Origin of the sequence: Paenibacillus sp. FSL k6-2145, assembly GCF_037976585.1 — a bacterium.
Classification (GTDB): Bacteria; Bacillota; Bacilli; order Paenibacillales; family Paenibacillaceae; genus Paenibacillus.
Genome location: NZ_CP150267.1, coordinates 6396862 through 6419258, shown reverse-complemented (window position 1 = coordinate 6419258; position 22397 = coordinate 6396862). Strand labels below are relative to the sequence as shown.

The window sequence follows — 22397 nt, the reverse complement described above, 5'->3', positions numbered from 1 at the left end:
TTATTCGTTTCAACTTACAATAAATACGTGTTCAAAAAGGTCGGTTTTCAGTACCGAGAAGATGGAATGAAGCTAGAAATGGAGTAGCGGAGCGTAGGAAACTACGTGAGCAACCGCAATGTTTCCGAAGGAAACATACTTCGTAAGCCTCCCACTTATTTCGGCTGAATTCCATATTCGATGCTGATGATGCCTTTAGGCATTCTTCGTAATCAAAAGCGGACTTTTTGAACACCCTCTATAAAACTATATAAATCATGGAGCATTGGGAGGACATAATGAGTAAACAACAGATTGGTGTTATTGGATTGGCAGTAATGGGTAAAAACCTGGCTTTGAATATTGAAAGTAAAGGTTTCTCGGTATCGGTATTTAACCGTTCCCCAGAGAAAACGAACGATCTTCTGAAAGAAGCAGAAGGTAAAAACCTGACAGGTGCGTTCACCATTGAAGAATTTGTGGAATCCCTGGAGTCTCCGCGTAAAATTCTGATCATGGTGCAAGCAGGTAAAGCAACAGATGCAACGATCGAGCAACTGCTTCCACATCTGGATCAAGGCGACATTATTATCGATGGAGGTAATGCTTACTTCCCTGACACACAACGTCGCAGTAAAGAACTGGAAGAAAAAGGTTTCCGCTTCATCGGAGCAGGTGTATCCGGTGGTGAAGAAGGCGCACTGAAAGGCCCGGCAATCATGCCAGGCGGTCAGGAAAGTGCTTATCAGTTGGTAGAACCGATCCTGACAGCGATCTCCGCTAAAGTTGGCGATGACGCTTGCAGCACATATATCGGACCAGACGGTGCCGGACACTATGTGAAAATGGTGCATAACGGTATCGAGTACGGAGATATGCAGTTGATTGGTGAAGCTTATCACTTGCTCAAATCCGTATTGAACGTTTCCGTTGAAGAGTTGCATGAGATCTTCACTGAGTGGAATCAAGGGGAGCTGGACAGCTACCTGATTGAAATCACGGCAGATATCTTCTCCAAATATGATCCTGAAACGGGTAAACCAATGGTTGACGTTATTCTGGACGCGGCTGGACAAAAAGGAACAGGTAAATGGACAAGCCAAAGCGCGCTGGATCTCGGCGTACCATTGTCAATGATTACGGAATCCGTATTCTCCCGTTTCCTGTCTGCCATGAAGGACGAGCGTGTAGCAGCTAGCAAAATCCTGAATGGACCAGCAACTGAAGCATTCTCTGGCGACAAAAAAGCGTTCATCGAGAACGTTCGTAAAGCACTGTTTGCAAGTAAAATCGTTTCCTACGCTCAAGGATTTGCACAAATGCGTGCAGCTTCCGATGAGTATGGTTGGGATCTGAAATATGGCAACATTGCCATGATCTTCCGCGGCGGATGTATCATCCGTTCGCAATTCCTGCAAAACATCAAAGAAGCTTATGATAAGGATGCAGCTCTGAAAAACCTGCTTTTGGATCCTTACTTCCAAAACATCGTTGAGTCTTATCAAGGCGCATGGCGTGAAGTTATAGCGGCTGCTGTAAAACAAGGTATTCCGGTACCAGGCTTCTCCAGCGCTCTTTCTTACTACGACAGCTACCGTACAGAGCGTTTGCCAGCAAACTTGCTGCAAGCTCAACGTGACTACTTCGGTGCTCACACATTCAAACGTGTGGACAAAGAAGGTTCATTCCACTTCCAGTGGATGGACACTAACGAGTAATATCAGTTCCGAATATATAGCATTCTTGCAGTCGTTCATGAATTTAACTTCATGGTACCTGCAAGGGTGCTTTTTCTCGTTAATGGTTCGAATTTGAATATCATCAAATTGTAATAAAATGTACGAATCTGGGTTTGGCAAACAGATGATCTGACCCTTCAACTACGTTATACTTGTTCAGACGGACCGTTGTCCGTGATGAAAATTCAGAATAGAACTTATTGACGTGGAGGTTAGACCGGGCATGTTTGTATTAGCAGGTATATTGTTTTTGGTCGTATACGGTTTATTAGTGTTCTACATAGGCTGGAGCGGTTGGAGTTGGATGAAACCAGTTGTGTCCGCCAGATTTCGATGGTTTTATATTATAGCGCTTGTATTCCTGGCCGTTTCCTTCATTTTGGCACGATTATTTGGAAGCATCTCGTTCCTCAGTATCATCGGTTCTTACTGGCTGGCAATCTTCTCGTTATTATTACTGATCCTGCCCGTCGTTCACCTCACGGTGTGGTTGCTGAGATTGACCCGTATTCCTAGACATCACACACAGAAATGGGCTGGGGTCGTTACGTTGGTGCTGTTAATGTCCACATTGGGTTACGGAATTTTCAACGCTTACAGCCCTGTAGTGAGAACATATAATATCCAGATTGATAAAAAAGTAGAAGGTGTAGACAAGCTCAACATTGTCATGGCTGCCGATATGCACTTTGGATTACTGTCCGGTCCTGCACATGCCAAACGCATGGTGGAGGAGATTAATGCGCTGAAGCCGGATCTAGTGCTGTATCCTGGAGATATTATTGATGACAATCTGGATATGTATCTTAATAGCGGAATTGCCGACATTATCAGCGATATTCAGGCTCCGTACGGCGTCTATGCTTCACTCGGGAATCACGATAAGTTCGATGGTCCGATTGAAGATCTGATTGCTGCGCTGGAGAAAAGCAACATGCAAGTTTTGTACGATGACAAGATTGTACTGGATGACAAGATTACTCTCATAGGACGGAAAGACCGGACAGAGAAGGATCGTGCAGAAGTAGTCACGTTAATGCAAGATACGGACTTGAGCCAACCAGTACTTATGATGGATCACCAGCCGTATGATCTGGATATTGCGGAGCAAAACAATGTAGATCTGGTCGTATCTGGTCACACCCACCGTGGTCAGATTGCGCCTGCTCAGTTCATCACACAGGCTATTTACGAGAATGATTGGGGTTATCTGCAAAAGGGCTCCATGCACTCTATCGTAACGTCAGGATTTGGATTCTGGGGACCTCCAATTCGTACTAGTAGTCGTTCGGAGATTGTACAGATTAATGTGACGTTCCAGCAATGATGAAAGGCCCTTCGAGAGGAGGGCTGCCTTATAAGCACGTCAAGCGTAGATTGATGATACCGGCTCCGCTTTTATGATGACAAGATCAAATCGACTGTCGTCATAAAGCGGAGTATTTTTATGCAAATTTAGACGGATACTGATTAATTCGTAAAATAAAACGGCTCGATCTCCCGGAAATCGGAGCTTCAAGCCGCCTGTTTTTTATTATGTAAGTTAGTTTCTTACCCCTTTTGAAGGAATGGCTTCAAACGAATAAAATGCGCCTTTTGTATTGATTTTACCAATAAGCGTTGTGGCTCCTTTTTTTGTAAAGGTGTATTCGTTTTCTTGGATACGAACGGAATAACCTTTTAGCTCAATACCAAATATAGATCTGACTGTGGGTATAGCGATGGATAGTGCTTTGTTTTTGCTGAGCTTGGGCTTGGCAAAAGACTTTTTGAAATCAGTATCATTTTTCCAGTTGATACCTAGTTCGTTGGTGACTTTCCATACCTTTCCCGTCTTGCTGCCGATATGTACGTAATTTAGATTGTCGTCATCCCTATACTGCCATAACATATCTTTTCCTTCTACGGTAAATAAGGTGTAATCAAAAGCTTTTACTGAGGGTATTCCAAGTGTTTTGAGTGAATTTCGTGCTATGTTTGTCATCCAGGCATAGGAATCATCGATTTTATATTGCAGAATTGCCGACATATGATTACCTTTGTCCACATCGATGTAAAGTTGTTGACTTGGTCCAAAGATGACCCAGTAGTTTTGAAGTAAATGTCCATGTTCTGGATCATTGGCTTTGAAACGCCAGAAACCACCTTTAATGAAGATATCTTCATCTTCAAACGTTTTTAAGAAGGCATCAAGCTTCAGGCGCAGCGCATTATCCATGACTTTATTCAAATCAGCGTTATCATACATGATATGGGTGGACGCGACACGATTTGTATCAGGATCGTATGTTTGTGTGAAATAGGCGAACCCGGTTCCATCAATAGTTCCGTTAATGACCCACGGATCAAATGATCTGTCTATTGTGGTGAATTGAATGCTCTGTTTCCCCACGAGTTTAACTAGTTCATCACTCAAAAGTTGTTGTGTCTTCCGATCCAGCTGGTCAGCAGACTCTTGATTCTCAATCAACGAGAGGTCATTGGAGTTTGCGGCCAAGGTGAGTGGCGCAGATAATAAGAGTGACATGGCAGCAATGAATACAGTCATTGAAACGATTTTTTCCAAAATGAATCCTCCTGTTTAGTTTAGGCCATACTAAATAATGCTTACATATTATTAATGTAACATAAAAGTAAAATGTTGCATAAACATAATAACCCAAACATCGGTTTCCTGTTGACACCGTTTTCAGGTTATGATAAATTAGATCCGAGGCTTGTTACCGGTAATGCGGGCAAAACCACTATGGAAATGATTTTATTATTTCTGTTTTGGTTTTGCCCTTTTTTATTCCTCAAAAAAAACCAGGTGGGTCCATAATGATTATTAAACAGATATTTAATAACAATATTGTCAGTACCGTGGATGACAAAAATCAGGAACTACTGATCCTCGGCCGGGGTATCGGATTTAAGTTCAAAGCAGGCGATGAGATTGATGAAGAGCGGATTGAGAAGATATTTCGTCTTCAGGATGCATCGATCTATGAGAAATTCAAATCCATCGTAGCTGAAGTGCCGATTGAGATTCTGCAGGCAACAGATGATATTGTGACACTGGCACGAACGCAATTGAACAAAACCATCAGTGACGGGATCTATGTCTCGCTGTCTGATCACATTCACTTTGCCGTTCAACGCTTGGAAAAAGGAATGATTACTCGTAATCCACTTTCTTGGGAAGTTCAGCATTTCTATAAGGCGGAGTATGATGTGGCCAGAGAAGCACTGACCTTGCTGAAGGAAAGACTGGATATTGAGTTTCCCAAAGATGAAATCTGTAATATTGCCTTACATTTCATCAATGCGGAAGTCAATGATTCCATGAACGATGTCACTCATCTGATGCAGCTGTTGCAGGAGATTATGAATATCATCAAATATCACTTCAACGTCGAATTGGATGAAGATAGCGTCAACTATTTCCGCTTCATCACCCATTTGAAGTATTTCTGTCAGCGTGTCATTACCCATTCTTCACATGATGATGCCGAGGAGTATTTATATGAAGTGGTTCGGAAAAACTATCCGGAGACATTCAAATGTATTGGCAAGATCGAGACTTTTATCCATAAGAACTATCAGTATGACATGACTCACTCTGAGCAGTTATATCTAACGCTCCATCTGGAACGTCTGATGAAAACCAAGCGGGACGTATAAAGTTCACGCAATAGAATCAAATTACAACTGGATATCCTATGGGCTTGTTACTGTTCAATCAGGCAATACCCGAATGAGATGGCGCCATCAATATGCGCTAGATTCGTTCGGGTATTTTTTATTGGAAAAATGAGGAGGAAAACAACATGAAACATCAGGAAACGGCACAGGAAATCATCAAAGCCGTTGGGGGAACAAACAATATTAACTCGGTGTATCACTGCGTTACTCGACTGCGCTTTGATCTGAAAGACAACGATAAAGTTGATAACGGCTCACTCAAAAAACTGGATAAGGTCATGGGAACGAATATTTCCGGCGATCAATTCCAGGTCATTATCGGTAATGATGTGGCAAAAGTATTCGATGCCATGGTGAAGGAAAATCCGGCAATCCAGCAAACTACAGAAAAGAAAGAACCAAAGTCGGATAAAAAACAAAATGTCGTGCTGAAAATTTTTGAAACAATCGCAGGTGTCTTTGCCCCGATGCTTCCAGCGATTACTGCGGCAGGTATGCTCAAGGGATTACTTGCACTATTCGTGTCCGTAGGTTGGATGTCTGCTGGAACGGATACGTATCGTATTCTTTCAGCAATTGGTGACGGCGTATTCCACTACCTGCCTTTACTGATTGCAGTCAGCGCTGCTCGTAAATTCGGCAGTAACCCGTTTGTCGCGATTGCACTAGGTACGGCACTGATGTATCCAGACATGACAGCATTGTTATCTAGCGGTGAATCGGTTGGATTTTTGGGAATTCCGGTTACGGCTGTAAGTTATGCTTCATCGGTTATCCCGATTCTTCTTGCAGTATGGTTGATGTCTTATGTTGAGAAATGGGTTGACCGTGTTATCCCAGCTGCACTCAAACTATTGCTTGTGCCATTGATTACCTTGCTTGTTATGGTTCCGGTAACGCTGATTGCAATTGGTCCATTGGGTACATTTGTAGGTAGCGGATTGTCTGGCGGTATCAACTGGCTGTTGAATGAAGGCGGATTGATTGCAGGTATTGTTCTTGGCGGCGCGATGGCGCTCATTATTATGACAGGAATGCACTATGCACTTGTGCCGATCATTCTGAGTAATATCGCTACACTGGGCTTTGATAAATTCTTGCCATTGACCTTTATCTCCAATATGGGTCAGGCTGGTGCAACACTCGGCGTATTCTTCCGGGCAAAAGATAAAAAACTTAAAACCGTGGCATTGTCAACGAGCTTCACCGCACTCATGGGTGTAACGGAGCCGGCTATGTACGGGGTTAACATGAAGTATAAAAAACCATTTGCCGCAGCGATGATTGGTAGTGCAGTGGGTGGCGGATTCGCCCTTGCTTTTGGCGCGAAAGCATATGTACTTGCGGGTAACGGTGGTCTCCCAGGACTTCCTTCCCTAATCGGACAGACCTTCTGGTACTCCTTTGGGGGCATGATTTTGGCCTTTATCGTGGGTGCAATCATGTCTACGATATTTGGTATCAAAGAAGAAGAAGGAGACGCTGAGGCGTTAGCTCAATTCTCACCGGATGCTTCTACAGCACCAGCGAAAGTTGTTTCCAACGAAGCTGCAACCGTAAATGTGGACGACATGGGCGACCCAACACCAACGAGTGATGCAGTAGCTGTTGCACCGATGACAGGTAAATCCATCCCGCTCAAAGAAGTCAACGATCCAACATTTGGTGATGAATTGATGGGTAAAGGTGTGGCATTTGTTCCAACGGTGGGCGAATTGGTTTCTCCAGTGACAGGTACCATCATGAATGTCTTCAAAACGAAACATGCGATCGTTGTCCGCAGTGATAACGGAATGGAATTGTTGATTCATGTTGGAATTAACACGGTGAAGCTGCGTGGACAGTATTTTGATGCACATGTTACTACAGGAGCACGTGTTCAGGCTGGAGACAAGTTACTTACATTTGAACTGGCCGAGATTGCAAAAGAATACGACATCACAACCGCTATGGTTGTTACCAATACGGCTGATTACAAGCAGGTTCTACCTGTGAAATTGGGCGAAATCACGATGGGTGAAGACGTATTGAAAGCTGAGATCTAAACTGTCCGTCTTAGGACTAACAATATCAACAAAAGAAGGAGAGATACGAATGATTAATCGACAAGGGTTCCCGGAAGGTTTTCTATGGGGCGGCGCTATTGCCGCTAACCAGGCTGAAGGTGGATTTGACGCTGGTGGCAAAGGATGGTCGACAGCCGACATGGTTCCTTATTTTGAAAAAAAGGACTACACCAACCTTAGAGAACTGATGCATGTTACCAGTGCAACGGTTGAGAAAGCAATGGCACATCATAGTGCGGAAGGTTATCCGAAGCGTTACGGGATTGATTTTTACCATCGTTTCAAAGAAGATATTGCGCTCTTCGCCGAGCTGGGCTTCAAGACATTCCGTCTGTCCATCAACTGGCCGCGTATTTTCCCGAACGGTTATGATGCCGAGCCAAATGAAGAAGGACTGCGTTTCTATGACGAAGTGTTCGATGAACTCCGGAAATACGATATCGAACCACTGGTAACCCTCTCGCATTACGAGATGCCTATGGCACTTGTTCTGAAATATAACGGCTGGGCTGGCCGCGAAGTGATTGGACATTTTGTAAGATATGCGGAAACCGTGATGACCCGATACAAGGACAAAGTCAAATACTGGTTGACGTTTAATGAGATTAACACAACGATTATTGAACCGTTCACAGGCGGCGGTATTATTGAAGATCGGGTTGAAAACACGATGCAGGCTTCATATCAGGCACTTCATCATCAATTTGTAGCCAGCAGCCTGGTGACAGAGAAAGCACGTCAGATTAACCCGAACTTCCAGATCGGATGTATGCTTGCTCGAATGATTCACTACCCGGCGACGTCGAAGCCAGAGGATGTACTGCAAGCACAGATTGATAACCAGCTGAACCTGCTGCATACGGATGTACAAGTTCGTGGTAGTTATCCAACGTTCATGGCTCGGTACTGGGCAGAGAACGGGATTACGATTGCCATGGAACCAGGAGATGAGCAAATCCTGCGTGAGCATACGGTTGATTTCATCTCATTCAGTTATTACACATCCTTGGTGTCCGCAGTGAACCCAGAGGAATATGGAGTAACTGGAGGTAACCTGTACAGTACGATCAAGAACCCGAACCTGGAGCGTACGGAATGGGGCTGGCAGCTTGATCCGATCGGTCTGCGCGTTGCACTGAAAGAGCTGTATGACCGTTATCAATTGCCGCTGTTTGTGGTGGAGAATGGCCTTGGCGCGAAAGATACGGTTGAGGCAGATGGTTCCATCAACGATGATTACCGTATTGATTATCTGAGAAAACATATTACACAAATGAAAGAAGCCGTTATGGATGGTGTGGACCTGATGGGATATACCAACTGGGGAGCGATTGATATCATCAGTGCATCCACTTCGGAAATGTCCAAGCGTTATGGCGTAATCTACGTGGATCAGGATGACAATGGACAAGGCACATTGAATCGTTATAAGAAAAAGAGTTTTAGCTGGTACCAAAAAGTTATTGCCTCGAATGGCGAGAACTTGGAATAGATCAATCTATATAGGCACCCCGGGCGTAGCATTAATTGCGGCGCAGGGGCGCCTTTCTAATGTTCTGGCAGAATTTTCTTAAATACTAATGGTACTTTAATGCAAAAAGGTGACTACTTAACATTCTGGATGGTATACTGTGATCGTATTGGGGGAGGGATAACCATGAAGAAGCCTATTATTGCTGTAGATATGGATGACACGATATGTCATCTGGTCAAGCGGGCTATATATCACAACAACCTCAACTTCCCGACCCATCCGTTGCGCTATGAGGATATGATTCATTGGGATACATCCCATTTGCGTCATCCAGAGAGCACGCATGATGTATTTTATGGTCGGCCGGGTCTGTTCGAGGAATTGGAGTTATACGACGAGTATGTAGTAGATGAGATGCGAAAGCTGAACGATGTTTATGATGTCATTGTTGTGACGGCAGCGGAACCAAGAACAGTCGTTGAGAAATGGAACTGGCTTCAGCAGCATATGCCTTTTATAACCGCAGAACAGTTTATTACATGCAAAAGAAAAAACTTGCTCGGTTTCGATCTGCTTATTGATGATGGGGCACATAATTTGATTCCCGCGCATGAGGATGGCAAAAAGGTCATCTGTATCCCGCATCCATGGAATATACAGGAGCGTGAGCGATACAACTTTCCGTTGATGTCTTCATGGAAAGAGGCCAAGGCATACATAGATGAAGTGTTACAGGTTGTTGGTGTCTGAAAGCCTTATTGTCCAGAGTGCTGTGCTCTGGATTTTTTGCGATAGGCGAGAGGTGTTTCACCTGTTATTTTTTTGAATGCAGCATAGAATGAATCCATATCCCGATATCCGACCAGCTCGGCAATCAGGCTGACTTTGTGCTGTGATTTCTTTAGAAGTTCGCAGCTTTTTTGTATACGGAGATGTTGCAGGTGGCCGCTAAAGGTCTGTCCGGTATGTCGCAAAAACATTCGCCCAATCTGTTTTTCACTCCAGCCTGATATACGGACCAGATCAGACATCCGAATACGATTGCTTACGTGCTCCTTGATATAGTGAAGGATGTAATCAAAACCGGTGGAATGATTCTCTTCATCATGTTCCTTTTGATAAAGTTGTCTGTAGGTCATCAATACCAACTGGCTTACCAAGGTGTATAACATGGTAGACGAACCGATTCCCGGAACAGAGGATTCACGGTACAGCTTTACCATAAGTTCTTCAATCTGATCGTTGTGATCCACAACGGAAATATACGGAACCTGATCTTGTGCCAGATCCATCAAATGATGAATGATTTCTTTTTCCTGAATGACGGATGTCAGGGTGTTGGTCAGTTCAGCATTAAATAAGCAATTATATAGAATTAACGGATGTTCGGTTACGTTTGTACTCACAGGACGAAAGACATGAGGAACGCCGACAGGAATGACAAACAGCATCCCCTTTGTCACCGGAATGACATCTTCACCGATATGATGAAAGCCCTTTCCTTCGGCAACATAGCTATACTCAATAAAATCATGTGCGTGAAAAGGAAGCACAAAATCTTCAGAGCAACGATTGACAAAAAGTTGCAGATGATTATGCAGAAAGTATTCGCTTTTCATGAGTTGTACAGATGAATTCACAAGCAACCTCCTCGCACAAATGGCTGAATCACCGGATGAAATAGTCCTGATTACCGGGTATTTAGGGCAACAGGATCGATATAATTATATCGTAACCCCGAATGGGAAGCCAAGATGGAAAGGACGATCTGCTAATGTTCAACGTGAGTCACCTTCGCTGTGAGTATAGAATCAATCCGATAGGCCTTGATGTCAAATCACCGAGATTAAGCTGGCAGTTGCAGTCTGATCGTCGAAACTGCATGCAATCCGCATACCAGATCCAGCTTTGCCTGTCAGAAGATTTTGATGAGATTGCATGGGATTCTGGCAAGATAAGCACGGATCAATCCATACATGTGGAATTAAACCATTTTCAGCCTTCTCCGCGAACGAGATACAACTACCGAATTCAGGCATGGGATGATGCAGGAAGTGATTCGGGCTGGTCCGAAACGGCTTATTTCGAGATGGGACTTAAGGATAGTCATAACAAGTGGCAAGCAGAATGGATCACAGCTCAACCATCAGATGATGGAGATACGTCATGCCCACGTATGCGCAAGCAGTTTAATGTGAAACAACCTGTTACGTCTGCCAGAATATATGTGACAGCACTTGGATTATACGAGTTGCATATGAACAACACAAGAGTAGGAGAAGATTATTTTACACCTGGTTGGACCTCTTATCGTAAGCGATTACAATATCAAACCTATGATGTAACTCATCTACTTCAGGATGGGCAGAACATATTAGGCGCTTATCTGGGTGATGGCTGGTACCGAGGGTATCTCGGCTGGAACAAAGAACGGGAGATATTTGGTTCAACGTCCGCATTGCTGCTGGAACTGCATATGAAATACGCAGATGGATCGGAGGAATGGATTTTATCTGGTGGGGATTGGACCGCTGCTCCTAGTGCGATTCGTATGTCGGACATCTATATGGGGGAGACGTATGATGCACAAATGGAGTCTGATTGGTCGGATTCATCTCAGACGAATTGGGCACCTGTGAACGTACTGGATCATCCCAAAGATATCATCGTTGCGCAGGAGAACGTACCCGTCACCCAAGTAGAACAGCTACAGCCAATCGCTTTGTTATCAACCCCACAGGGAGATCGTGTAATAGATATGGGGCAGAATATGGTGGGATGGGTGAGATTCAGCATTCAAGGTGAGGCGGGTCAGACGGTTGAGCTGCACCATGCTGAGATATTGGATCATCAAGGCAACTTCTACACCAATAATCTTCGCGCCGCCAAGCAGTGTATTCGCTACACTTGCAAGGGGGATGGCGTGGAAACATTTGAGCCGCATTTTACGTTCCAAGGGTTCCGTTATGTTAAGCTGGTTGGCTTCCCGGAACACGTTTGTCTGGATGAATTCACCGGAATAGTTCTGCACTCGAATATGGAGCAAATAGGCCAGTTCTCATGCTCCAGTCCACTGGTGAACCAACTGCATCACAATATATTGTGGGGGCAAAAGGGGAATTTCCTTGATGTGCCGACAGACTGTCCACAGAGGGATGAACGGCTCGGATGGACCGGGGATGCACAGATGTTTATCCGCACGTCCTCCTACCTGATGAATACGGCTCCCTTCTTCACCAAATGGCTGCGGGATCTGGAAGCGGATCAGGGAGAAGATGGCGGTATTCCATTCTTTGTTCCGGATCTGAGAAGTTCCACCTCAGAAGGGTGGGGAGACACCAGTCATTCCGCCGCCGCTTGGGGTGATGCAGCAGTCATCTGTCCTTGGACCATCTATGAGATGTATGGGGATGCCAGATTACTGGCCGAACAATATGAGAGTATGAAGCGGTGGGTTGAGTATATTCTCGCGCAGGGTGACAATCCGTACCTGTGGAACACGGGATTCCACTTTGGCGATTGGCTGGGACTGGACTCCAAGCCCGATAGTTATGTCGGCGCAACGGACACGGATTATGTGGCAACTGCATTCTATGCCTATTCGGTTTCGTTAACACAAAAAGCGGCTGAGGTACTTGGAAAGACAGACGATGCTGAATATTACAAGCAGTTGCATACAAACATTATTCATGCGTTTCGAAATGAATTCGTGACTCCAGCTGGCAAAATTGCTGTTCCTACGCAAACAGCACATGTTCTTGCGCTCCAATTTGACCTGCTGGACGCCACTGCCCGAACTCGTGCTGTTGATCAATTGGCGAAACTCGTGAAAGAGGCGGGGAATCATCTTACTACAGGCTTCGTGGGCACACCTTATCTAAATCCGGTGCTGAGTGATGTGGGACTTCACGACCTGGCTTATACATTACTTTTTCAAGAGGATTATCCATCCTGGCTATATCAGGTGACTCAAGGCGCAACGACTGTCTGGGAACATTGGGATGGGATCAAAGAGGATGGAAGTCTCTGGAGTGCTGATATGAACTCATTTAACCACTATGCGTACGGTGCGATTGGAGAATGGTTGTATCGGTATGTTGCTGGCATTCGGTCCGATGAACATCAGCCAGGATTCCGAATGGTGCATATCGAGCCGCAACCCGGGCCTGGACTGGATTGGGTAGAAGCGAGTCTGGAGACGATGTATGGTCAAGTTGCTTCAAGCTGGCACCGGCTGGCGGAGGGTGAAATGGAGATTCGGGTGCATATTCCCGCCAACACAAGAGGTACGGTACGTCTTCCTGGAGCAGGTGCACAGATCGTTCTGGAGCAAGGGAACCCGTTGGATCAGGTAAGTGAAGTCGAGAATATTCAAAGTATTGGAGACGATGTTGAAGTCACACTTGGATCTGGGAGTTACCAATTCACGTACAAAGACACGGATACGAAGAATGAACGGGGTGTTCAGGAGGCAACATTGACAGAGTCCGTATAATGATAGAAAAAGCGATAAGAGGTACACTTGAAGAGGATCTGCACACACGCAGGTCCTTTTTGGAACTTGTCTGAGAGTGAATTTGTAGTATTTGAACAATGAAAGGAGCATGACCATGGCAGAACCTGCATTCAAAGATGTACCTTTGCGCCGCGATATAGAGGATTTGGCTAAGCAACAAGATCACCATACATTGGCCTGTTGGGCTACGGAGTCTGCGGCACGTGTCTTGCCTATATTTGAGGCGTACCAGTTGGAGGATCTCCGCGCCCGTGATGCCATTAATGCAGGAAGAGGTTGGATCCGTGGAGAGGTTACCATGGTTGATGCTCGAAAGGCCGCTTTTGCAGCTCATGCTGCTGCACGGGAAGCCGATAATATCGCTGCCTCTAGTGCATCTCGTGCGGCGGGACACGCAGCTGCAACGGCCCATGTCAAAGGCCATGCGGTGCATGCCGCAACGTATGCAGTGAAAGCTATCTTTTATGACTGTTTGATGGAAGAGCAAGAACGTCGTGTCCTGGAAGAGAGAACGTGGCAATATCAATATCTGTTGGGAGGAAATACGGGTCATGGGGAAAGAACACGTTAGATTAATTAAACCATCACAAGCATATAAGGATGCGTATTTGGCATTTTATGAAGACTGGATCAGAAGTGGAGAATTGATGGTACCTTGGGTCATTTCCAAAGATCCTTATGCGTTCGATGAGATGTTGGCGTTTTTGCAGCGCAATGAACAAGGGATTGACATCCCGGAAGGCTGGGTCAAAGACAGTACATACTGGCTGGTCACGGAGAGTCAACAAATCGTGGGTGCCGTCAATATAAGGCATGAGCTTAACGACAAATTGTTCAACAGTGGAGGGCATATTGGATATGGTATTCGTCCAAGAGAGCGGCAAAGTGGCTATGGTTCCGAAATACTCAGGCTTTCTTTGGAGAAAACGAGAGAGCTTGGAATTACCAAAGTATTGATCGTATGCGATGCGGTTAATGAGCCTTCCAGAAGGGTTATCCTTCGAAATGGTGGCATTTGGGATGAAGACTATGTGGAGTCAAATGGCAACATTGTTGAACGATTCTGGATAGAAAATGTCGAATAATGCAGAATAATGATGTGATATAACGAAAATAATATGGATTATGATTGTATTACCCTCGTGTGCTGATTAAAATGAAGCATAGAATCTGGATTGCGGCCGGAAACTATCATCCCATATCAGGCACAAGTGAGGTTATCTTTATGAATCAACCGGTTTATCGGCCCCGGCGAATTGAGTACCTGGATCTCTATCGTGCGTTTGCCATCATGGCAGTGGTAGCTATTCATGCAACTTCAACTGCAGTTGCGCATTACCCCAAGCATACATTAGATCATGATGTGTATTATTTTTGGAACACGTTTTTGCAATTTGCTGTTCCAGCGTTTCTGTTCCTTTCATCCCTTGTCTTGTTCTACAACTACAGCTCCAAGGTGAATGAGAAGGGTTGGATGCTCGCTTTTTATAAGAAGCGTTTATTTAATGTATTTGTACCCTATGTGGTGTGGTCCCTTATCTACTTTGCTATTAAACAGTTGCTTGCGGGCAAAGAACCTTTGACCCATGGTGTTCAATTTGCCAAACAATTAGTGATGGGAACCGCTCATACGCACTTGTACTTTTTTCTGATTATTCTTCAATTCTATATCGTTTTTCCATGGCTTCTGTCCCTTACACGCCATCGTTTGTTTAATCGTTATTTGCCATTATTCTTTATTGCTGGCCAAGCGATCTTCTATGCACTACATTTGCAGTTTCACTTCGAACGGACAGGAAGTTTGTTACCCAGTTATCTGATCGTGATTGGATTTGGCGCATGGGTTGGGTTGAATTTTGAGTGGGCATTGAAGAAACTATATGCTCACCGTTATGTGCTTATAGTTGCATTGTTGAGCGGAGGTGCCATTTTTATATATGGTAATGCTTATATCAAAACCGCTTTCGCTGCATACCCGGTTATTATCTATACCGTGCTGTTCCTGTTCCGAAATCTGTTTACGCTGTCAGCCTGCTTGCTCCTACTGATCTTTACTGAACGAATCGGCACAGGAAAACATACTGAAGTTCGTAAAGCTACGCATGTTCTGGACTCCTTGGGTACGGTTGCATTTGGTGTATTTTTAATGCATCCACTCGTACTGCTCTTCTGGAGACGTGAATTCACAGATGAACTGGCTCGGCATTTCAGCCTGGGTATCATTCTATCTTATGTTGTCGCGCTCCTGATCTCATGGATCTGCGCGATGGGATTGCGCCGGATGAAGTGGGGATGGGTACTGATTGGACGTTAAGTTAAAATAAACATATGTCATTTAAGATAAGAGATTTCAAGCCCTCACGCGTTGAGGGAATCACTTGAAACCTCTTTTTTATTTGCCCTAAAGAAGGTATTATAGAGTTTAATGTCCATAAAATTGAATTAATGGAATGAACACTACCTTGTCAGGAGTGATCGAAATGAAATTGGTGATTATTTTTGGTCCGCAGGCTGTGGGCAAAATGACGGTTGGGCAAGAACTGGAGAAGATAACAAAGCTTAAATTGTTTCATAACCATATGACCATTGAATTGGTGTCTCCTTATTTCAGCTATGGTACACCACAAGGCAAAAGACTGGTGAGCCTGTTCCGGCAGGAGATTTTTGAAGAAGTGGCAAAGAGTGATTGGCCGGGTCTGATTTTTACTTTTGTATGGGCGTTTGATTTGGCGAAAGACGGAGAGTACATCCGTCAAATCAGGGAGTTATTCGAATCTAATGGAGGACAGGTCTGTTATGTGGAACTGGAAGCCGATGCATCGGAAAGATTGGAGCGCAATAAAAGTCCGCATCGCCTGTTACATAAGCCAACAAAGCGAGACATCGCGTGGTCTGAGCGAGATTTACTAGATACGATGAAGCATTATCGACTGAATTCGGAACCTGGAGAAATCACGCATGAGCACTACATACGGATTGATAACACACACAAGAGCCCGGATGAGGTGGCAAAGTTAATTCAGGAACGATTTAATTTGTAATCTATCAAACGTTTATCTTAGCAGAGAAGACTTTTTATTTGAGAGGGGCATTACATATGTATTTCGTTATTTTTTTTGCTCATAGGACTTGTTTTATGTTATCTGATCCCATTTGGTTCGATAGTGGCCGGGGGCATTATTTTTGCACTTGTTGTAGACCAATACCGTCAGACGATGCATATGCGTGAAGATATTCGAGACATCAAGAATCATTTGGGGCTAATGAACAAAGGCGAGGCGCAAGAGTACGAGATGGATCAAGAATACACTCAAGTCGATCGTTTGGATTCAGAAGAAATGAACATGATTAATCGAAGAATTGAAGCCGAACTGGAGAAAGGAAGCAAAAACAATAAACCGTGAATCCTTGTAAAATAATTCTTGTTTTGCACACTCCTGTGAGTATATTTACCTAGATCAGGAGTCATGTTAATACGATATTAACTTTTTGTTGCACTGTGTAGAAATTTGTAATATTATGAGGGAAGCGCGTACAACATATCGGGTTGTAACTGTTGAATCAGGCAAAGCCGTATACCTTGAGAAAAGGGATTGGTTTGTCTTTTTCTGTATATTGGAGTGATAAAGTGAAAATCGAGAAGGTGCTGAACAATAATGCTGTAGTTGCAATGAATGACGAACAGGAAGTTATTATCATTGGCCGGGGGATTGCTTATCAGAAGCGGGCGGGTGATATGGTTTCCGAGCAGCATATCGATAAGATATTTACTTTACAGAATGAAGATATTCAGGAAAACTTCAAGGCATTAATCTCAAGCATTCCTCTGGAATACATGAAAGTATCCGAGGAAATCATCGCTTACGCCAAATTAAAACTTGGCAAGAAATTAAATGAGAGCATTTACTTACATCTCACAGACCATATTCACTTTGCCATTGAGCGGTATCGCAAGAATCTGCCCATACGCAACGGGTTAATCTGGGAGACAAAGCAGTTATACAAAGAGGAATATGAAGTCGGAATGGAAGCGCTCAATATGATCTGTGATCAGTTTGGTGTGATCTTGCCCGAGGACGAAGCCGGTTTTATGGCACTTCACTTTGTGAATGCAGCTTTGAACGAGGAAATGCCCAACATCAAGAGTATGACGCAGGTCATGCAAGAAATCTTGACAATCATCAAGTATCATTTCAAGATTGATTTTGATGAGAACTCACTAACATTTTATCGCTTTGTGACGCATTTGAAGTTTTTCGCCCAACGTTTGGTGAAGGGAAAACATTACAAGAGCAACAACGATGATGAACTGTTCCTGATGATTCAGAAAAAGTATCCAACAGCACACAAGTGCTCGGAGAAAATTAAGAAATTCATTGAAAGCAACTACACGTATCAACTAACTGACGAAGAATTGATGTACTTAACGATTCATATTGAGAGAGTTGTGAATGCAACCTCTGAATAATCCCATAGATCAGCTTGCAGGGTTGCAACCGCTAGGGCAAAACCTGAACGCTTGAATGACAGAACATACCGTTAACCGGGTGTTCCATACATTCAGATGTTCAGGTTTTTTTATTCTCTCCAATATGCTTCGAATCCGTGTCTAGCCAGAAAGGAAGAAAAGACTTCATGAAACACGAGCAATTAGCCAAAGACATTCTGTCTGGCGTTGGTGGTAAACAGAACATTAACAGTGTGGTGCACTGTGCGACCAGACTTCGTTTCAAATTAAAAAATGACAATAATGCCAAAACAGACGAACTCAAAAATTTACCTGGAGTCATAACAGTAATGCAAAGTGGGGGGCAATACCAGGTAGTTGTGGGTAACGAAGTGTCTGATGTATATAAAACCTTGTTACAGGTGGGTAATATGAATGCGGATGAACCGGTCTCAAGTGATGAGTCAGAATCTTCCGGTAAAAAAGAGAGTCTTTTGGGTCAGTTTATCGACTTGATCTCAGGTGTATTTACACCAATTCTCGGATTGCTAGCTGCAACAGGGATGATCAAAGGTTTCCTGTCCATGTTCACTTCTCTCGAATGGCTGGACCCGGCTTCAGGAACATATCAATTGTTGAATGCTGCAGGAGACTGTCTGTTCTACTTCTTCCCAATCTTCCTGGGTTACACAGCTATGAAAAAATTCGGTGGATCTCCATTCCTCGGGATGGCCATCGGAGCATCACTTGTATATCCGACCTTATCCGGTCTTAGTGGTGGGGAACCGCTCTATACGCTGTTTGCAGGCACATTGTTTGAATCACCGATTCATATCACGTTCCTGGGTATTCCCGTTATCTTGATGAGTTATTCCTCATCCGTTATTCCGATTATTATTGCTGCTTATTTTGGGGCAAAGGTAGAAGCGTTCTTCAAAAAGATCATTCCATCTGTTGTGAGAACGTTCCTCACGCCATTCTTTACGATTCTGATTGTTGTACCTGTAACATTCCTCTTGATTGGTCCAATCGCGACATGGGCAAGTCAGCTGATTGGTGCCGGGGTATCGGGTATTTATGACTTGAGTCCGTTGGTGACTGGTATTGTTGTTGGTGGATTGTGGCAAGTATTGGTTATCTTCGGGTTACACTGGGGTATCGTACCAATCATGTTGCTCAATCTGTCCACTCTGAAAGCAGATCCGATTCTGGCGATGATGTTTGCTGCTTCTTTTGCTCAGATTGGTGCCGTTCTTGGTGTTATGCTTAAAACAAAAAATACCAAACTCAAATCACTGGGTGTTCCTGCCTTTGTGTCCGGGATTTTTGGTGTAACTGAGCCTGCTATTTATGGTCTTACTTTGCCATTGAAGAAACCATTTATTATGAGTTGTATTGCTTCTGCAACCGCTGGTGGTATTATTGGCTTCGCTGGTTCCAAAATGTTTGTATTTGCTTCAGGAATCTTTGGTGTTCCAGCGCTGATTAGTCCCACAGAGGGGATCAACTATGAATTCTGGATGGCCATGATTGCCACTATCATTGCTTTTGTACTAGGTTTTGTTCTCGTTTATTTTGTAGGATTCAAAGATCCTGCTAATCCAGAGGCTGCCAAACAGGCTCCAGAGCCAGTAAAAGAAGAGAAGGCTGCACTTGAGCCTAATCCAAACAATCGTTACGAAATTGCCAGCCCGATGACGGGTGAGGTGGTTCCTTTGCAAGAAATTAACGATGCTACATTTGCTGGTGAACATATGGGTAAAGGAATTGCTATTCGTCCAACCAGTGGGAGAGTTGTATCCCCGATTAATGGTGTGGTACAGACGATTTACCGTACCAAACATGCGATTGGACTTGTAGATGATCAAGGTGTAGAGATTCTGATCCATATCGGTCAGGATACGGTACAGCTCAAAGGTCAACATTTCACTGCCCATGTGAAAGATGGAGATCGTGTGAGTGTTGGCGATCTGATTGTTGAATTCGATCTGCAGGCCATTATTGAGGCGGGTTATGAGACCGTAACACCGATTATTGTGACCAATACGGCTGATTATTTGGACGTAGTTGCTACAACAAATCGTGAAGTGCAAGAAAAGGATAAATTGGTTACGGTTATTGGTTAAATCAGCTTCAGTGCGTATTTATAAATGTGGACATTATGCTATAAAGGGACCCTTTCGATGCTTTCGGAAGGGTCTCTTTATAGCATTTTTGGTCACTTAAATGCATTTGTGAATTTAATAAAAATAAGTGTTGCAAACGTAGTTCAGATGTACTATGATGAGTTCAAGAAGTAAGCGCATACATCAATCGGGTTGTAACTGTTCAATCAGGCAATTCCGACCATCCTCAGTTAGAGGATATGGAATGCAACTTACTTTCGTTATCCAAATAATTAAATACCAATGTGTACAGCCTTACAGGGTTGCAACCGTTAAGGGCAAAACCTGAATTGCTGAATAACACGACTGATTTCCGGACGATCCGGTAAGTTGTGTATGTTCAGTGGTTCAGGTTTTATTTGTTTCAAAAGTCATGGGGAGTCTACTTAGAGAGGGAGAATTACAATGAGCAACTACGATCAATTGGCTAAAGACATTCTGTCACGTGTAGGTGGTCGCGAGAATGTAAACAGTGTATTCCATTGCGTAACAAGACTGCGGTTTAAACTAAAAAATGAAAGCGTAGCCAAAACGGAAGAACTTAAAAATCTGCCAGGTGTTATTACTGTCATGCAAAGTGGTGGACAATATCAAGTTGTTATCGGCAACGAAGTGCCGGATGTATATAAAGCAGTCGTTAAAGTAGGGAATTTCCCAAGTGAAGGACAAGTTGAAGAAGAAACGGACAACTCAGGCAAAAAAGTAGGGTTGTTCAGTCGATTTATCGACATGATCTCCGGTGTGTTCACACCGTTACTCGGTTTGCTGGCTGCAACAGGTATGATCAAAGGTTTTACAGCCATGTTTTTATCCTTTGGATGGATTACGGAAGCTTCTGGAACGTACCAACTGTTGAATGCAACGGGTGACTGTCTGTTCTACTTCTTCCCAATCTTCCTTGGTTATACGGCAATCAAGAAATTTGGCGGTTCACCGTTCCTGGGAATGGCGATAGGTGCTTCGTTAGTTTATCCTTCGCTGTCCGGTTTGACTGCTGGAGATCCATTGTACACCCTGTTTACAGGTACGTTAATTGAATCACCGATTCACATTACGTTCCTGGGTATTCCAGTTATTCTGATGAGTTATTCAACATCGGTTATTCCAATCATTATTGCTACATTCTTCGCTGTTAAAATTGAAAGATTCTTTAAAAATATTATTCCTAAAGTTGTTAGCACGTTCCTGGTTCCATTCTTTACATTGCTCGTTATCGTTCCGGCAACGTTCATACTGATTGGTCCAGTATCCACTTGGGCAGGCCAGTTGATTGGTGCAGGAGCAACAGGCATCTACGATTTAAGTCCAGTGGTTACAGGTTTGCTTATCGGTGGATTGTGGCAAGTGTTTGTACTGTTTGGACTCCACTGGGGACTCGTGCCAGTCATGCTTCTTAACTTGAGTACTTCTGGGGCTGATCCGGTAATTGCAATGTCTTTTGCTGCCTCCTTTGCTCAAATCGGTGCTGTACTTGCCGTTATATTGAAAACCAAAAATACGAAATTGAAATCTTTAGGTATTCCGGCCTTCATCTCTGGGATCTTCGGTGTAACCGAGCCAGCTATCTACGGTCTGACACTTCCACTGAAAAAACCATTTATCATGAGCTGTATTGCTGGTGGTATCGGTGGTGGTATCTTGGGACTGGCCGGTTCGAAATTATACATCTTTGGTGGACTGGGCGTGTTCGGATTCCCAAGTTTCATTAATAAAGCAACAGGTGTTGATTCTGGTTTCTATATGGCTCTGGTTGCATGTGGTATCGCATTTATCCTTGGTTTTATTCTGACGTACGTGGTTGGATTCAAAGACAAAGTGGAAGCTGCACCAGCTCCAGCACCTGTACTTGATCCAAATCCGAACAGCAGATACGAAATTGTAAGCCCAATGGCTGGTGAAGTTGTTGCATTGAACGAAATTAATGACATAACGTTTGCAGGAGAGCACATGGGTAAAGGGATTGCAATTCGTCCAACCAGTGGCAGAGTGGTATCTCCGATCACAGGTGTCGTTCAAACCGTATATCGTACCAAACACGCTATTGGTCTTGTAAGCGATGATGGTGTAGAGATGCTGATCCATATTGGACAGGATACGGTAAAGCTGAAAGGTGAACATTTTACAACCCATGTGAAGGACGGAGACCGCGTTAACGCTGGTGACCTGATTGTTGAGTTTGATCTGCAAGCGATTAAGGATGCAGGTTATGAGACGGTTACACCGATCATTGTCACGAATACTTCAAATTATCTGGACGTTGTAGGAACAAAAGATGCATCCGTTCATGAGAAAGATAAATTGATCACGGTATTAAGCTAATTGAAATC

General features: G+C 43.9%; 17 protein-coding genes. 15 read left to right on the top strand and 2 right to left on the bottom strand.

Going from position 1 to position 22397, the window contains the following annotated elements:
* Window positions 1-278: 278 nt before the first annotated feature.
* Window positions 279-1697 (top strand): NADP-dependent phosphogluconate dehydrogenase, encoded by a 1419-nt coding sequence (gndA, locus tag NZ043_RS28320; protein ID WP_289389573.1) that lies wholly within the window; start codon window positions 279-281, stop codon window positions 1695-1697.
* Window positions 1698-1941: 244 nt separating this feature from the next.
* Window positions 1942-3045 carry a metallophosphoesterase gene (locus tag NZ043_RS28315; RefSeq protein ID WP_339309868.1) on the top strand — a complete coding sequence of 368 codons (1104 nt, stop codon included), beginning with the start codon at window positions 1942-1944 and terminating at the stop codon, window positions 3043-3045.
* Window positions 3046-3261: 216 nt separating this feature from the next.
* Here NZ043_RS28315 and NZ043_RS28310 read toward each other — a convergent pair whose 3' ends face one another.
* Window positions 3262-4284: a hypothetical protein gene (locus tag NZ043_RS28310; RefSeq protein ID WP_339309867.1), complete on the bottom strand. Its 1023-nt coding sequence runs from the start codon at window positions 4282-4284 to the stop codon at window positions 3262-3264.
* 254 nt (window positions 4285-4538) lie between these two features.
* Here NZ043_RS28310 and NZ043_RS28305 point away from each other — a divergent pair, with 254 nt between their 5' ends.
* The 4 genes from NZ043_RS28305 to NZ043_RS28290 all read left to right on the top strand — a co-directional run bounded on the left by NZ043_RS28305 (window position 4539) and on the right by NZ043_RS28290 (window position 9692).
* The gene (locus NZ043_RS28305; protein ID WP_249912330.1) at window positions 4539-5381 is read left to right on the top strand and encodes a PRD domain-containing protein; all 843 of its coding nucleotides are present in this window, start codon (window positions 4539-4541) and stop codon (window positions 5379-5381) included.
* 146 nt (window positions 5382-5527) lie between these two features.
* Window positions 5528-7447: a beta-glucoside-specific PTS transporter subunit IIABC gene (locus NZ043_RS28300; RefSeq protein WP_339309866.1), complete on the top strand. Its 1920-nt coding sequence runs from the start codon at window positions 5528-5530 to the stop codon at window positions 7445-7447.
* Window positions 7448-7496: 49 nt separating this feature from the next.
* Window positions 7497-8960 carry a 6-phospho-beta-glucosidase gene (ascB, locus tag NZ043_RS28295; RefSeq protein ID WP_339309865.1) on the top strand — a complete coding sequence of 488 codons (1464 nt, stop codon included), beginning with the start codon at window positions 7497-7499 and terminating at the stop codon, window positions 8958-8960.
* A 165-nt stretch (window positions 8961-9125) separates the two neighbouring features.
* Window positions 9126-9692, top strand: a complete 567-nt coding sequence (locus NZ043_RS28290) for a hypothetical protein (protein WP_339309864.1) — start codon at window positions 9126-9128, stop codon at window positions 9690-9692.
* Window positions 9693-9697: 5 nt separating this feature from the next.
* Here the strand turns inward: NZ043_RS28290 and NZ043_RS28285 are convergent, their stop codons facing one another.
* The gene (locus NZ043_RS28285; protein ID WP_339309863.1) at window positions 9698-10582 is read right to left on the bottom strand and encodes an AraC family transcriptional regulator; all 885 of its coding nucleotides are present in this window, start codon (window positions 10580-10582) and stop codon (window positions 9698-9700) included.
* 134 nt (window positions 10583-10716) lie between these two features.
* On the opposite strand from NZ043_RS28285, the gene NZ043_RS28280 reads away from it, so the two are divergent.
* The 9 genes from NZ043_RS28280 (at window position 10717) to NZ043_RS28240 (ending at window position 22389) form a co-directional block, all read left to right on the top strand.
* Window positions 10717-13437, top strand: a complete 2721-nt coding sequence (locus NZ043_RS28280; RefSeq protein ID WP_339309862.1) for a family 78 glycoside hydrolase catalytic domain — start codon at window positions 10717-10719, stop codon at window positions 13435-13437.
* A gap of 115 nt (window positions 13438-13552) precedes the next feature.
* Complete coding sequence (locus NZ043_RS28275; protein WP_339309861.1) at window positions 13553-14029, top strand: putative immunity protein; 477 nt, start codon at window positions 13553-13555, stop codon at window positions 14027-14029.
* Window positions 14010-14543, top strand: coding sequence for a GNAT family N-acetyltransferase (locus NZ043_RS28270; protein ID WP_339309860.1), 534 nt, complete (start codon window positions 14010-14012; stop codon window positions 14541-14543). The genes NZ043_RS28275 and NZ043_RS28270 overlap by 20 nt, the downstream gene beginning before the upstream one ends.
* A 140-nt stretch (window positions 14544-14683) precedes the next feature.
* A complete protein-coding gene (locus NZ043_RS28265) occupies window positions 14684-15772 on the top strand; it encodes an acyltransferase (protein ID WP_339309859.1) in 1089 nt (362 codons plus the stop codon).
* A 166-nt stretch (window positions 15773-15938) separates the two neighbouring features.
* The gene (locus tag NZ043_RS28260) at window positions 15939-16499 is read left to right on the top strand and encodes an AAA family ATPase (RefSeq protein ID WP_339309858.1); all 561 of its coding nucleotides are present in this window, start codon (window positions 15939-15941) and stop codon (window positions 16497-16499) included.
* A gap of 123 nt (window positions 16500-16622) precedes the next feature.
* Window positions 16623-16862 (top strand): hypothetical protein, encoded by a 240-nt coding sequence (locus NZ043_RS28255; protein ID WP_339309857.1) that lies wholly within the window; start codon window positions 16623-16625, stop codon window positions 16860-16862.
* Window positions 16863-17086: 224 nt separating this feature from the next.
* A complete protein-coding gene (locus tag NZ043_RS28250; protein WP_339309856.1) occupies window positions 17087-17926 on the top strand; it encodes a PRD domain-containing protein in 840 nt (279 codons plus the stop codon).
* A gap of 167 nt (window positions 17927-18093) precedes the next feature.
* Window positions 18094-20031 carry a beta-glucoside-specific PTS transporter subunit IIABC gene (locus NZ043_RS28245; protein ID WP_339309855.1) on the top strand — a complete coding sequence of 646 codons (1938 nt, stop codon included), beginning with the start codon at window positions 18094-18096 and terminating at the stop codon, window positions 20029-20031.
* Window positions 20032-20475: 444 nt separating this feature from the next.
* Window positions 20476-22389 carry a beta-glucoside-specific PTS transporter subunit IIABC gene (locus NZ043_RS28240; protein ID WP_249912361.1) on the top strand — a complete coding sequence of 638 codons (1914 nt, stop codon included), beginning with the start codon at window positions 20476-20478 and terminating at the stop codon, window positions 22387-22389.
* Window positions 22390-22397 lie beyond the last annotated feature (8 nt).

Coding starts and splice junctions, on each gene's coding strand:
- gndA (WP_289389573.1), top strand. CDS start 279: ATGAGTAAACAACAGATTGGTGTTATTGGATTGGCAGTAATGGGTAAA.
- NZ043_RS28315 (WP_339309868.1), top strand. CDS start 1,942: ATGTTTGTATTAGCAGGTATATTGTTTTTGGTCGTATACGGTTTATTA.
- NZ043_RS28305 (WP_249912330.1), top strand. CDS start 4,539: ATGATTATTAAACAGATATTTAATAACAATATTGTCAGTACCGTGGAT.
- NZ043_RS28300 (WP_339309866.1), top strand. CDS start 5,528: ATGAAACATCAGGAAACGGCACAGGAAATCATCAAAGCCGTTGGGGGA.
- ascB (WP_339309865.1), top strand. CDS start 7,497: ATGATTAATCGACAAGGGTTCCCGGAAGGTTTTCTATGGGGCGGCGCT.
- NZ043_RS28290 (WP_339309864.1), top strand. CDS start 9,126: ATGAAGAAGCCTATTATTGCTGTAGATATGGATGACACGATATGTCAT.
- NZ043_RS28280 (WP_339309862.1), top strand. CDS start 10,717: ATGTTCAACGTGAGTCACCTTCGCTGTGAGTATAGAATCAATCCGATA.
- NZ043_RS28275 (WP_339309861.1), top strand. CDS start 13,553: ATGGCAGAACCTGCATTCAAAGATGTACCTTTGCGCCGCGATATAGAG.
- NZ043_RS28270 (WP_339309860.1), top strand. CDS start 14,010: ATGGGGAAAGAACACGTTAGATTAATTAAACCATCACAAGCATATAAG.
- NZ043_RS28265 (WP_339309859.1), top strand. CDS start 14,684: ATGAATCAACCGGTTTATCGGCCCCGGCGAATTGAGTACCTGGATCTC.
- NZ043_RS28260 (WP_339309858.1), top strand. CDS start 15,939: ATGAAATTGGTGATTATTTTTGGTCCGCAGGCTGTGGGCAAAATGACG.
- NZ043_RS28245 (WP_339309855.1), top strand. CDS start 18,094: ATGAAACACGAGCAATTAGCCAAAGACATTCTGTCTGGCGTTGGTGGT.
- NZ043_RS28240 (WP_249912361.1), top strand. CDS start 20,476: ATGAGCAACTACGATCAATTGGCTAAAGACATTCTGTCACGTGTAGGT.